This is a genomic window from Noviherbaspirillum sp. Root189 (genome assembly GCF_001428545.1).
In the GTDB taxonomy this organism is placed as follows: Bacteria; Pseudomonadota; Gammaproteobacteria; order Burkholderiales; family Burkholderiaceae_D; genus Noviherbaspirillum.
In genome coordinates, this window is the sequence record NZ_LMHZ01000014.1 from 1 (window position 1) to 12,207 (window position 12,207).

The following is a 12,207-nucleotide window of genomic DNA, read 5'->3' on the forward strand; positions in this document are numbered from 1 at the left end:
CGCACCTGGTGCAGGTGACCGGCACCGTAGAACAGCTGCTGCAGCACCCGGCCATCGGGCAGAGTGGTCCGGATCCGGTTGCCCAGCGCATCGTACGCATGGCTGAGCGTCGCGGCGATGCCTTCAGCGGTGGTGGTTTCCGACAGCAGTTGCCCCAGCGCGTCGTACTGCAGCGTCACAGTGGCGTGCCCATTGCGCGCCTGCACTAGCCGGCCCAGCGCATCATAGCCATAGCTGGTGTGCAACTGCGCGGCCTGCGCCGCACCGGTCAGTTGCGACACGATCTTGTCGACCAGCCGGCCGTTGCGGTCGCGCGCATACAGAGTAGAAATCTTTGACTCGACACGGTGGTCGTCGAACTGCTCCACGCCCGGCACGGTACCGAATTCTTCGCGGCCAATGGCCACCGGCTTTCATTGCGCGTGGTGCCGAGCGTTACNTCGACCAGCCGGCCGTTGCGGTCGCGCGCATACAGAGTAGAAATCTTTGACTCGACACGGTGGTCGTCGAACTGCTCCACGCCCGGCACGGTACCGAACTCTTCGCGGCCGATGGCCAGCCCCGACCCATCGTAGCGGTAGCGGGTCAGCCGCGCGTCGAAACCGGTTTCCTGCACCAGCCGGTCCGCGCCATCATAGGCAAACGCAGACACCGCGCCATTCTCGTTGACCAGTTGCGCCAGCCGCCGGGCGCCGTCATAGCGGTATTGCAACGCATGCCCGAGCGCATTGGTGCGCATCAGCGGCTTGCCGTCGACATCGAACGCATACACGGTGCGCTGGCCGGCGCCATCGGTATGGGCAATCAGGCGCCCCAGCGCATCGTAGTCATAACGCTCGCTGCTGCCATCCGGGTAATGCACGGCGGCAAGCTGGCCCAGCGCATCGTAGTCGTAGCCGGTACGCTGGCCCAGCGTATTGCAAGTCGCGGTCAAGCGGCCATCGTCGTCATAGGCGAACGTGGTGCGATGCCCGGAGCAATCGGTATAGGCGAGCACTTGCCCGGCATGGTTGTACGCCAGCGTCTTGGTCTTGCCGTGCGCATCGATGATGGCAACCGGCAAGCCCTGCGCGTCATGCCGGTATTGGGTCTGGTGGCCCAGCGCATCGGTCACCGACGCCAGGTTGCGCGCGCATCATAGCGATAGGTGGTGATGTTGCCGGCCGCATCGGTGACCAGTGCCGGCTGGCCGACCCGGCCATCCTGCACGATGCCGGTCGCGGAGCCGTCGGGCAGCTCGATGCGGGTCAGCAGGCTGCGGCTGTCATGGCGGTAGCGGGTGGTGCGCCCGGCCGCATCGGTGATGGACAGCAGGTTGCCGTACCGGTCGAGCACCCGTTCGGTGTGTCCGCCCAGCGGATCGGTCTCGCCGGTCAGGCGCTGTTGATCGTCGAAGCGGTAGCGGCGGGTGCGGCCCAGTGCATCGGTGACCACGGTTTCACGGGGATGGTAAGCAAAGGTCCACGATTCGCCGGTATTGGCCCAGTGCCGGATCACCTTGCCAGTGGGCCGGTAGTGATCGTAGTCGTAGTCGGCCACCAGGCCGCCGGGCTGGCTGTGGCGGATCAGCAGGTGCTGCCGATAGGCAAATTCGCGGGTCACCTGGCCCAGCCGGTTGCGCACCCGCACCAGGTCGCCGGCGTCGTCATACTCATAATGGACCAGCGGCTCGAAGCGGTGCGGCACCAGGTCATCAGGCGTCTCGCGCAGCAACGCCACCGTCTGCAGGCGCTGGCTGGCAAAGGTCAATTGATAGGTGCGCCCGGCGCTGTCAAAGATGCGCACCGGCTGCTGGTCCTGGTCGTACTGGATGCGGGTGGTATTGCCGTTGCGGTCGATGATGGCGCACAGGCTAGCCACATCGGCATGGATATCGGGCAGCGTGAGCAGATGGCGGGTCTGCTCGNGGCAAAGGTCAATTGATAGGTGCGCCCGGCGCTGTCAAAGATGCGCACCGGCTGCTGGTCCTGGTCGTACTGGATGCGGGTGGTATTGCCGTTGCGGTCGATGATGGCGCACAGGCTAGCCACATCGGCATGGATATCGGGCAGCGTGARCAGATGGCGGGTCTGCTCGGCATCGGTCAGCTCGAAATGCAGCGCATCGGTSCGGGTGAGTGTGACGTGCTCGTACGGCGAATAAATACTCTGGCCGATGGCCGGCAGGCTGAAGGTGACTTCGCGGTGCTGTGCATCGAGGATCACCACCTGGTCGGCCTGGACTTGCAGCGCCAGCGATGCCGGCACACTCCAGCCCTGTCCCAGCCAGCCGACCAGAGGATTGTCGGAACTGTACTGGCGTTGCCACAGCAAGGGCATCGGGGCGGCAAAAGCGAAATCGCGTTCGGTGTCTTCCGTGAGCAGCTTGTTGCCGAACACCGGATTGACCGGATAGCCGGTGGTGGTGCAGCTTTTACAAGACTTGCCACGCCCYTCGGGCGGCTTGTCGGCGGCGGGCTGGGGAGCGGGCTCGGGTGTCTTGTCAATGGGTACGGGCCTGGGCCGCGCTGCTGCTGGTGTGGCAACCGGCGCGGTGCGTGGTTTGAGCACAGGGCTCCTGGCCAGCGCGGCTTCATTGGCRGCSAGCCAGCCGGCAAACGAGGGCCCCAGCTTGCTGTCGGCCAGTTCCCGGTACAACGCGGTCCTGGCCGCTTGTCCGCGCGACAGCACCAGCATCACCGCGGACAAAATGGCCATGAGCAGGGCCAGCTGGCCGCGGGCAAACGCCTCGGCCGCGCGTGCCATGTCGGCCACATAGCGGCCGGTATCGTTGTCCTTGCGCGAGGCGGCCTGCCAGGCCAGCGCAAAGCCCTGGGCAAAGTGCTGCGCCGTCTCGCCGAGGCCGTGCAGCGTTTCCYTGGCCAGGCTGCCCAGGCCGATATACAGCATGACTTCGCCGCCGATGGCCGCGCCCGCCGAGGCGCCGGCCAGCGCRCCGGGAATGGCRCCGACGCCGCCGGCCAATGCACCGCCGGCACCGCCGACCACCGCCCCCAGCACCAGCCCGCCRCCGATATAGATCGCCACTTCCTCGGCCATGGCCTGCAGGCTGTGCAGCGCGGCCCGGGCAAGGCCGGATGCGTCGAATGCCGGCAGCGCCTGGCCGATCATGGCGGCCGCGCGCGGGGTGCTGGCGGCAAAGGCGGAGCGCACGCAGGCGCCCTGGTGCACGCCGGGCAGGGTGGCGACGCGCCTGGCCAGCCCGTCGTAGGTATCGGCGACCTGGTGGGTGTAGTGGCGGATGCGCTGTTCGATGTGGGCGGTAACGACGCGGTCGGCGTCGTGATACTTGCGCTGGAGTTCGGCCAGCAGGAAGTCGGGCGAGGTGGGACCGGCGGGACCGGGCGAGCGGGAGGGTGGAGCAGCGGGTGGCATGGAAANGTGATACTTGCGCTGGAGTTCGGCCAGCAGGAAGTCGGGCGAGGTGGGACCGGCGGGACCGGGCGAGCGGGAGGGTGGAGCAGCGGGTGGCATGGAAAATATTGTCAAACAGATATGTTAACAATACATCAACATTTCATGCGGGCACAAGCACTTTGCGCCACTTGCCGTAAGTGGCGCGCTTTGCCGTCCCGGCTTCAATGTCATCATCCACGCTAGGAAACACAAAAGTCTCCACGCCACTGTATGACGCCTTCGCCTTAGGACTTAAAATGTCGGCTTCGCCGGCCACCGCAAGCATGCGCATGCGCCCCGGTCCGATTCCCGCCACAACATTCGTTTCTTACCGAGGACCATCTTGAGCAATCTACGTCAGGAATTCATCGCTTTCTCCGTCTCCACCGGCGTGCTGCGCTTTGGTGATTTCGTTACCAAGGCAGGGCGGAATTCCCCCTATTTCTTCAATGCCGGACTGTTCAATGAAGGCGCCACCCTTGGCAAGCTGGCCGATTTTTATGCACAGACCCTGATCGATTCCGGCGTTGAATTCGACATGCTGTTCGGTCCGGCTTACAAGGGCATCACATTGGCGGCGGCAACGTCGATCGCGCTGGCGAACAAGGGCCGCAATGTGCCGTTCGCCTACAACCGCAAGGAAGCCAAGGACCATGGCGAGGGCGGCACCATCGTCGGTGCCAAGCTCCAGGGCAGGGTAGTGATCATCGATGACGTTATTTCCGCCGGGACCTCGGTGCGCGAATCGGTCGAGATGATCCGCGCAGCCGGTGCAACGCCCTGTGCGGTGCTGATCGCGCTGGACCGGATGGAGCGTTCGGGCAAGGATGGCGCATTGTCCGAGCATTCGGCTGTGCAGGAAGTCACGAAAACCTATGGCATGCCGGTGATTTCTATTGGCAACCTGGCCGATTTGCTGGAATATATTTCCCAGGCCGGTGCAAACCAGGACCTGGCCCAATACAAAGACGCGGTCGCCGCCTACCGTAGCCGCTACGGAGTCGTGTAAACCGCATTCGCATTTCCGGGAGGTGCGATGAAGTCAGCAGTCGGTGTAACCTTGATGCTTTCGCTGTTGGCCGTTCACGTGAGCTCCAATGCGCAAATTTTTGTGTGCAAGGACGGCAGCGGACGCACGCTGACATCAGATCGCCCCATCCCTGAATGCGCCGACCGGACCATCCGTGTGCTCGACGGACGCGGTAACACCAAGCGCGTCATCGAGCCACCGCTGACAGCCGAACAGAAACGCAAGCTGAAAGAACAGGAAGAGCAACGCAAGTCCGATGCGATTGTCGCTGCGGAGCGCAGTCGTATCGACTTGGCGATCAGGACACGCTATCGCAGCGAAGCCGATATCGAGATGGCGAGAGGACGTGCAACGGCTCCCATTGAGGAAAAAATTCGCAGGGAAAAGAACTTTCTTGCGGACGCCGAAAAGCAGAAGGCGGAAGCGCAGGCCGAAGCCGATACCGCACAAAAGAAAAACCGGCAACCTCCCGCCTATGTACAACGCACTCTGGACGATGCTACACAAAGTGTGATCGCGGCAAAAAAGCAGCTTGAGGAAGCGGAAGAGGAGCGCACTCATGTAAGTGCGCGTTATGACGATACCTTGAAGCGGTTTCGTGAACTGTCAGGCATGACGGCCAGCCGCTGAACAATGATTGGCGGGATGAGGCATCCCGCCATCAGCACATCAGCCTCAACCAGCCAGCTTCTGCTTCAGCAACTCCGTCAATTGCGCGGGGTTGGCCTTGCCCTTGGTGGCTTTCATCGCCTGACCAATAATCGCATTGAAGGCCTTCTCCTTGCCGGAGCGGTACTCTTCAACCGACTTGGCATTGGCCGCCAGTACCTCATCGACAATCTTTTCCAGCGCACCGCTGTCGGAGATCTGTTTCAGGCCCTTCGATTCAATGATGTCGTCGACGATCGTGGCCTTGTCCGACTTTGCTTCCCACATGCCGGCAAACACTTCCTTGGCGATCTTGTTGGAAATCGTACCGTCGGCGATGCGCTGCAACAGCAAGGCAAGTTGCTCCGCCTTCACCGGTGATTCGGCGATCTCGACGCCTTCGCGGTTCAGGGTCGAAGAGACATCGCCCATCAGCCAGTTGGCAGCAGGCTTGGCTTGTTCCTTGCCGGCGCTGGTCACGACCGCTTCGAAATACGAAGCCATCGCTTTGGATTGTGTCAACACTGCGGCGTCGTACTCGGGCAACGCATAGTCCCTGATAAAACGCTCACGCATCGCGCCCGGCAGTTCCGGCATGGTGGCTTTCACGCGCTCGATCCAGTCTTGCGCAATGACCAATGGCGGCAGGTCGGGGTCGGGAAAGTAACGGTAATCCTGCGCGTCTTCCTTGCTGCGCATCGAACGTGTTTCCTTGCGGTCCGGATCGTAGAGGCGTGTTTCCTGCACCACCTTGCCACCATCTTCGATCAGTTCGATCTGGCGGCGCACTTCGAAGTTGATCGCTTCTTCAAGAAAACGGAAGGAGTTCAGGTTCTTGATTTCGCAGCGTGTGCCGTATTCCTTCTGTCCCATCGGGCGCACCGACACGTTGGCGTCGCAACGGAAAGAGCCTTCCTGCATGTTGCCGTCGCAGATGCCGAGCCAGACCACCAGCGAATGCAACGCCTTTGCGTAGGCGACCGCTTCTCCGGCGCTGCGCATGTCGGGTTCGGTCACGATTTCCAGCAGCGGTGTGCCGGCGCGGTTGAGGTCGATGCCGGTCATGCCGTGGTAGTCCTCGTGCAGCGACTTGCCGGCGTCTTCTTCGAGGTGCGCGCGCGTGAGTTGCACGGTACGCATTTCCGCCTTGCCGTCTTTCTCGAGCACGAAGGAAACGGTGCCGCCCTGCACCACGGGAATTTCATACTGGCTGATCTGATAACCTTTGGGCAGGTCAGGATAGAAATAATTCTTGCGAGCGAAGATGGACTGCGGTGCGACCTTGGCACCGATGGCCAGGCCAAACTGAATCGCGCGTTCGACTGCACCCTTGTTCATTACGGGCAGCACGCCAGGCAAGGCCAGGTCCACTGGTGAAGCCTGCGTGTTGGGCTCCGCGCCGAAACGTGTCGGCGAGCCGCTGAAAATCTTGGATTGGGTCGAGAGCTGCGCGTGCGTCTCAAGACCGATTACGACTTCCCATTGCATGGTGTTGTCCTCATTGTTGCTTGCTTCCCGCCAGCGTCAGCGCACAGGCATGGCGGCAGGTTGCTGGTTATTCTTCATACCGGCATTGCCCGGTCTTCAGGTTGACCGAAAGCTCGGTGAAATTCTCGCGTGATCCACAGAGGGCGGGGCAAGTCGGCTTGACATTGAGCGTATCGCCATCGCGCTCCAGGCGTATCGTGCAGTTCAGGCGACGACCGAAATCGAAACCTCGCTGAAAGCGTGCGGCTGGCGCATCCTTCAGGCTGATACGCCAGGAGGCATTCGATCCGTCTTCCCTGGCTTCCGCCAGCGGACCGTCGCTCTGATCGATACTGCAATCAAAACCGTGCGTGCTGCGAAACAGCGATGATTCCCACCGTAAAGCCTCGATCTTCGAGCCGTTCAGACGAAACTCGCCGCTGTCGGCATAGATGGTTTTTTCGCCCGCTTCCGTGCGTGCGTCGCTACACGAGAACCGCGCATTCAGCTGCTGCGCCAGCGCGCTGGCCGACGTAGCGGACAGGGTGAGGGCGAGAACAAGGGCGCGCGGTGTCATGGTCATATGCCTTCCGGTGTGCGCTGATGCCAGTCGGTCGCCAGCTGATACTGGTGTGCGACGTTCAGCAGCTTCGCTTCTGCAAAATAATTGCCGATGATCTGCAGGCCGACCGGGCGCTTGCCATTCTTGTCACCCTGGCCAAAACCGCAAGGAATCGACATGCCGGGCAAACCGGCCAGGCTGGTCGAGAGCGTAAAAATATCGGCCAGATAGTTGGCGACCGGATCATCCGCCTTGTCGCCCAGATCCCATGCCACGGTTGGCGATACCGGTCCCATGATTACATCGCACTGCTTGAAGGCATTCTGGAAATCCTGCGCAATCAGCCGACGGATCTTTTGCGCCTGCAGATAATACGCATCGTAATAGCCGTGCGACAGCACGTACGCACCGACCAGGATGCGGCGCTTCACTTCGTCGCCGAAACCTTCCGCGCGCGATTTGCGATACATGTCGCCCAAGTCCTTGTACTCCTTGGCACGATGACCATAACGCACGCCATCGAAACGGCTGAGATTGGACGAGGCTTCGGCGGGCGCGATCACGTAATACACGGGGATCGACAACTCGGTCTTGGGTAGCGAAATGTCAACCAGCGTCGCACCCAGTTTTTCATACTCTGCCAGTGCGGCGCGGACTGCCTGTTCGACATCCGGCGCCAGGCCTTTGCCGAAATACTCACGCGGAATGCCGATCTTCAGGCCTTGCAGCTTGTTGTTCAGATCACGTGTGAAGTCTTCCGTGGGCCGTTCGAGGCTGGTCGAGTCGCGCGGGTCGAAGCCGGCCATGGCATTGAGCAGCAGTCCGCAATCTTCCGCGGTCTGCGCCATCGGGCCGCCCTGGTCCAGCGACGATGCAAAAGCGATCATGCCAAAGCGTGAGACGCGGCCATAGGTAGGCTTGATGCCGGTGACGCCGCACAGCGATGCCGGTTGGCGAATCGAGCCGCCGGTATCGGTGGCGGTGGCGGCCGGTGCGAGCCTTGCCGCGATCGCTGCAGCCGAACCGCCGGACGAACCACCCGGAATGGCCTTCTTGTCCCAAGGGTTTTTCACCGGGCCGAAGAAAGAATTCTCGTTGGAAGAACCCATGGCGAATTCATCACAATTCAATTTTCCGAGCGTGACCATACCTGCCGTGCGGAACTGATCGACGACAGTTGCATCGAAGGGGCTGACGTAATTTGAGAGCATCTTCGAGCCGGCGGTCGAACGCCAGCCGCGTGTGACAAAAATGTCCTTGTGGGCGATGGGTATGCCGGTCAGGGGCGTCGTATCGTTTTTCGCAATACGCGCATCGGCGTCGGCGGCCTGTTGCAGTGTCAGTGTTTCATCGACATGAATGAAGGCGTTGAGGTCGCTTTGCTTGATGCGGTCGAGGAACAGCTTCGACAGTTCAGTCGCGGAAACCTGTTTTGCCTGCAGCAGCGCGGAGAGTTCTTTTAGAGTCTTGGTATGCATAGGTTGGGCGGCCGGCTCGATCGGAACCGGCCGTGGTCCGGCAAATGGTTATTCGATGACTTTAGGCACGAGGTAGAGGCCGTCCTGTGTTGCCGGAGCGACCTGCTGGTAATCGTCGCGGCGATTCGGTTCGGATACGGCATCGTCGCGCAGCCGCAGGGCCACATCGCTCTGGTGGGCAGCGATCGGATGGTTCAGGGGTTCGACGCCGCTGGTGTCGACCGCGCGCATTTGCTCGACAAGCGCGAAAATGCCGTTAAGCTTGTCGAGGGTTTTGTCGGCCTGGGATTCATCCAGGTCGAGTTGCGCGAGGCGGGCCAGGCGTTTAACGTCGTTGAGGTCGAGTGACATGATTGTGTAGTTGGAACTGGCCGTTGTCGGCTGGTATTTTCAGGAAAACATCAAGAAAGCAAAATGTGTTTTAGTTCTGGCAAAAACTTGTCAAAAGGCCGGATAAAGCGTGTATCCATACTGCATTTTTGGAGTTTCCCGCGACTAATTTCGGTTAAATTATAAGGTAGAATGACGGGTTAATACCTTGTCGGCGCGGCGCAGCAAAGCGCAAAGGGTACCCGGAATTTCACCACCAATGTTAAGCGCGCCTTTATTGCGCATCAGGACAATACATGTTTGGATTTTTACGCAGTTATTTCTCTAACGACCTGGCAATCGATCTGGGTACAGCCAACACGCTGATCTACGTGCGTAACATGGGTATCGTACTGGACGAGCCTTCGGTCGTGGCGATTCGCCAGCAGGGTGGCCCCAATGGCAAAAAGACCATCCAGGCAGTCGGCAAGGAAGCCAAGCAGATGCTGGGCAAGGTGCCGGGCAACATTGAAGCCATCCGCCCGATGAAAGATGGCGTGATCGCCGACTTCACCGTGACCGAGCAGATGCTCAAGCAATTCATCCGCATGGTCCACGACTCCAAACTGTTCAAGCCTTCACCGCGCATCATCATCTGCGTTCCCTGCGGTTCCACCCAGGTCGAGCGTCGCGCGATCCGTGAATCCGCACTCGGCGCAGGCGCCTCCCAGGTTTACCTGATCGAAGAGCCGATGGCCGCCGCAATCGGCGCCGGCTTGCCTGTCTCCGATGCGACCGGTTCGATGGTGGTCGATATCGGCGGCGGTACGACCGAAGTCGGCATCATCTCGCTGGGCGGCATGGTGTACAAGGGTTCAGTCCGCGTCGGCGGCGACAAGTTCGACGAAGCGATCGTCAACTACATCCGCCGCAACTACGGCATGCTGATCGGCGAGCAGACCGCCGAAGCGATCAAGAAGGAAATCGGTTCCGCCTTCCCGGGTTCCGAAGTCAAGGAAATGGAAGTCAAGGGCCGCAACCTGTCCGAAGGCATTCCACGCTCCTTCACCATTTCCAGCAACGAGATCCTTGAAGCGCTGACCGATCCGCTCAACAACATCGTGTCCGCCGTCAAGAACGCGCTGGAGCAGACTCCGCCGGAACTCGGTGCAGACATTGCCGAAAAGGGCATGATGCTGACCGGTGGCGGCGCGCTGCTGCGCGACCTTGATCGTCTGCTGATGGAAGAAACCGGCCTGCCGGTGATCGTCGCCGAAGATCCGCTGACCTGCGTGGTCCGTGGTTCGGGCATGGCGCTCGAACGCATGGACAAGCTGGGCTCCATTTTCTCCTACGAGTAACATGCATTGCGTCGCGCCCGCCGAGCATTCGCGGGCGCGTCCGGTGGAACGACATCCCAGTCACATTCCCGGAAATATAGTTAGCCCCTGATGGAATACAGTCCACCGCCACTCTTCAAGCAAGGCGCTTCCGCACGCGTCAAAGTGGTGTTCTTCTCCCTGATTGCCCTGGTCCTGCTGATTGCCGATGCGCGCCTGCGCACCATGGGCACCATTCGCCAACTGGTCGGCACCGGCCTGTATCCACTGCAGGTCGTGGCGTTGCTGCCGCGCGACGCGATCTACATGGTCGGCGACTATTTCTCGACGCTGTCCTCGGTGCAGCGCGAAAACGACAAGCTTAAGCAGGAGCAGGTGGCCAATGCCCAGACACTGCAGCAGGTGCAGCAATTGGAGGCCGAGAATGCGCAGTTGCGCAAACTGCTCGACGCCAGCGAGCGCCTGCCGGGCAAGTCGGTGCTGAGCGAAATCCTCTACGATGCGCGCGACGCCTTCACCCGCAAGGTCATACTTGACCGCGGCAGCCGCAATGGCGTGCGCCCCGGACAGCCGGTGATCGACGATATCGGCGTGGTCGGGCAGGTGACGCGGGTATTCCCGTTCACGTCGGAAGTCACGCTGCTGACCGACAAGGAGCAGGCCATCCCGGTGCAGGTGGTGCGCACCGGCTTGCGCAGCATCGTCTACGGCCAGGGCCATTCCGGTTCGCTGGACCTGCGTTTCATGCCGGTCAACGCTGACATCAAGAACGGCGATGTGCTAGTCACCTCCGGCATCGACGGCATTTATCCGGCCGGGCTTGCGGTCGCCAAGGTGGTGCAGGTCGAGAGCAAGTCTTCCGATGCGTTTGCCCGCATTGTCTGCCTGCCGATTGCAGGCATCGACCGCAACCGCCATCTGCTGATACTGCTGACGGAACAGAATCTGCCGCCGCGTCCGGAGCCGGACAATCCGAAGGAGAAGGCCAAGGCCGGCAAGCGCCATGGCGAAGCCGCCAAGGAACAGCAGGCTCCCGCCGATGCCGCGAAAGACGCCGCCAAACCCGCCGGCCAGAATGCGGCGACAGCCCCGGCCGCTACGCCGCAAAATGCGACAGGATCGGCGCCTGCCAAGCCGGCTTCGGGCAATGCGCAAGCCGCCGCTCCGGGCGCTGCGAACAAGCCTGCGCCGAATCAGGCGGCACCTGCCGGTGCAGCAGCGACATCGAGAGCGACGCCCGCTGCGGCGGATGCGAAGCCGACAACGGCAACACCGGCAACACCTCCAATAACGACAGCGCCACGCGCGGTCACGCCTGGAAGGCCTGCCTCCGCTCCAGCTCCCGCTCCAGCTCCCGCAAACAGGACGGCGCCGACGCCTAACACCCAGACCAATAACGACGCTCCGGCGCAAAGGGCAACGCCATGAACAGTCCGCATTACATCCTGTTGCCGGCCAACCCGCTGTTTATCGCCGCCAGCATCGCATTGGCCTTCCTGCTGAACCTGCTGCCCTGGGGGCACTGGGTTGGCGTTCCGGATTTCGTCGCGCTGGTACTGGTGTTCTGGAGCATCCATCAGCCGCGCAAGGTCGGTATCGGCATTGCCTTCATGATGGGCTTGCTGATGGACGTGCATGACGCTACGCTGCTCGGCGAGAATGCCTTGTCCTATACCCTGCTGTCTTATTTTTCGATCATGATCCATCGCCGCGTGCTGTGGTTCAAGATGGGAACACAGGCTGCGCATGTGCTGCCCCTGCTTTTATTTATGCAGGTGGTGCAACTTGTAATCCGCATGCTGGTCAGTGGAAGGTTTCCCGGATGGATGTATTTCCTGGAGAGCTTGGTTGCCGCCGCATTATGGCCCGTCGTATCGGCCATTCTCCTGGCGCCGCAGCGCCGGGCGATCAACCGCGACGACACCCGTCCGATATGACATGCGATCAGCCCTGGCTGCTCGTCCCGAATGTTGAATGC

The 12,207-nt window shown here is 61.3% G+C and carries 10 protein-coding genes and 1 pseudogene; 5 read left to right on the forward strand and 6 right to left on the reverse strand.

The window, feature by feature from the left end; translation table 11 throughout:
* Both ASE07_RS10565 and ASE07_RS30640 read right to left on the reverse strand, forming a co-directional pair.
* On the reverse strand, positions 1-407 hold a 407-nt coding region (locus tag ASE07_RS10565), incomplete at its 3' end, for a hypothetical protein (protein WP_235548424.1).
* Positions 408-1,907: 1,500 nt separating this feature from the next.
* Positions 1,908-3,374: pseudogene (locus tag ASE07_RS30640) on the reverse strand (DUF6861 domain-containing protein); the annotation flags it as partial.
* A gap of 364 nt (positions 3,375-3,738) precedes the next feature.
* Between ASE07_RS30640 and pyrE the strand changes: the two are divergent.
* Entirely contained in the window at positions 3,739-4,404 is a 666-nt protein-coding gene (gene pyrE, locus ASE07_RS10585; RefSeq protein WP_057290799.1) for an orotate phosphoribosyltransferase, read from the forward strand.
* Between the two features lie 27 nt (positions 4,405-4,431).
* Positions 4,432-5,055, forward strand: a complete 624-nt coding sequence (locus ASE07_RS10590; protein WP_057290800.1) for a hypothetical protein — start codon at positions 4,432-4,434, stop codon at positions 5,053-5,055.
* A 45-nt stretch (positions 5,056-5,100) separates the two neighbouring features.
* Here the strand turns inward: ASE07_RS10590 and gatB are convergent, their stop codons facing one another.
* The 4 genes from gatB to gatC all read right to left on the reverse strand — a co-directional run bounded on the left by gatB (position 5,101) and on the right by gatC (position 8,931).
* Positions 5,101-6,561: an Asp-tRNA(Asn)/Glu-tRNA(Gln) amidotransferase subunit GatB gene (gene gatB, locus ASE07_RS10595; RefSeq protein ID WP_057290801.1), complete on the reverse strand. Its 1,461-nt coding sequence runs from the start codon at positions 6,559-6,561 to the stop codon at positions 5,101-5,103.
* A gap of 67 nt (positions 6,562-6,628) precedes the next feature.
* Positions 6,629-7,123: a hypothetical protein gene (locus ASE07_RS10600; RefSeq protein WP_057290802.1), complete on the reverse strand. Its 495-nt coding sequence runs from the start codon at positions 7,121-7,123 to the stop codon at positions 6,629-6,631.
* Positions 7,120-8,580 carry an Asp-tRNA(Asn)/Glu-tRNA(Gln) amidotransferase subunit GatA gene (gene gatA, locus ASE07_RS10605; protein WP_057290803.1) on the reverse strand — a complete coding sequence of 487 codons (1,461 nt, stop codon included), beginning with the start codon at positions 8,578-8,580 and terminating at the stop codon, positions 7,120-7,122. The genes ASE07_RS10600 and gatA overlap by 4 nt, the downstream gene beginning before the upstream one ends.
* A gap of 48 nt (positions 8,581-8,628) precedes the next feature.
* Positions 8,629-8,931 carry an Asp-tRNA(Asn)/Glu-tRNA(Gln) amidotransferase subunit GatC gene (gene gatC / locus ASE07_RS10610; protein WP_057290804.1) on the reverse strand — a complete coding sequence of 101 codons (303 nt, stop codon included), beginning with the start codon at positions 8,929-8,931 and terminating at the stop codon, positions 8,629-8,631.
* A gap of 275 nt (positions 8,932-9,206) precedes the next feature.
* Between gatC and ASE07_RS10615 the strand changes: the two genes are divergently transcribed.
* The 3 genes from ASE07_RS10615 (at position 9,207) to mreD (ending at position 12,166) form a co-directional block, all read left to right on the forward strand.
* Positions 9,207-10,250 (forward strand): rod shape-determining protein, encoded by a 1,044-nt coding sequence (locus ASE07_RS10615; RefSeq protein ID WP_057290805.1) that lies wholly within the window; start codon positions 9,207-9,209, stop codon positions 10,248-10,250.
* A gap of 90 nt (positions 10,251-10,340) precedes the next feature.
* Entirely contained in the window at positions 10,341-11,657 is a 1,317-nt protein-coding gene (gene mreC / locus ASE07_RS10620) for a rod shape-determining protein MreC (protein WP_082584075.1), read from the forward strand.
* On the forward strand, positions 11,654-12,166 hold the full coding sequence (gene mreD, locus ASE07_RS10625) for a rod shape-determining protein MreD (protein ID WP_057290806.1): 513 nt from the start codon (positions 11,654-11,656) through the stop codon (positions 12,164-12,166). Before mreC ends, mreD begins: the two co-directional genes overlap by 4 nt.
* Positions 12,167-12,207: the final 41 nt, after the last annotated feature.

Coding starts and splice junctions, on each gene's coding strand:
- ASE07_RS10590 (WP_057290800.1), top strand. CDS start 4,432: ATGAAGTCAGCAGTCGGTGTAACCTTGATGCTTTCGCTGTTGGCCGTT.
- gatB (WP_057290801.1), bottom strand. CDS start 6,561: ATGCAATGGGAAGTCGTAATCGGTCTTGAGACGCACGCGCAGCTCTCG.
- ASE07_RS10600 (WP_057290802.1), bottom strand. CDS start 7,123: ATGACCATGACACCGCGCGCCCTTGTTCTCGCCCTCACCCTGTCCGCT.
- gatA (WP_057290803.1), bottom strand. CDS start 8,580: ATGCATACCAAGACTCTAAAAGAACTCTCCGCGCTGCTGCAGGCAAAA.
- gatC (WP_057290804.1), bottom strand. CDS start 8,931: ATGTCACTCGACCTCAACGACGTTAAACGCCTGGCCCGCCTCGCGCAA.
- ASE07_RS10615 (WP_057290805.1), top strand. CDS start 9,207: ATGTTTGGATTTTTACGCAGTTATTTCTCTAACGACCTGGCAATCGAT.
- mreC (WP_082584075.1), top strand. CDS start 10,341: ATGGAATACAGTCCACCGCCACTCTTCAAGCAAGGCGCTTCCGCACGC.
- mreD (WP_057290806.1), top strand. CDS start 11,654: ATGAACAGTCCGCATTACATCCTGTTGCCGGCCAACCCGCTGTTTATC.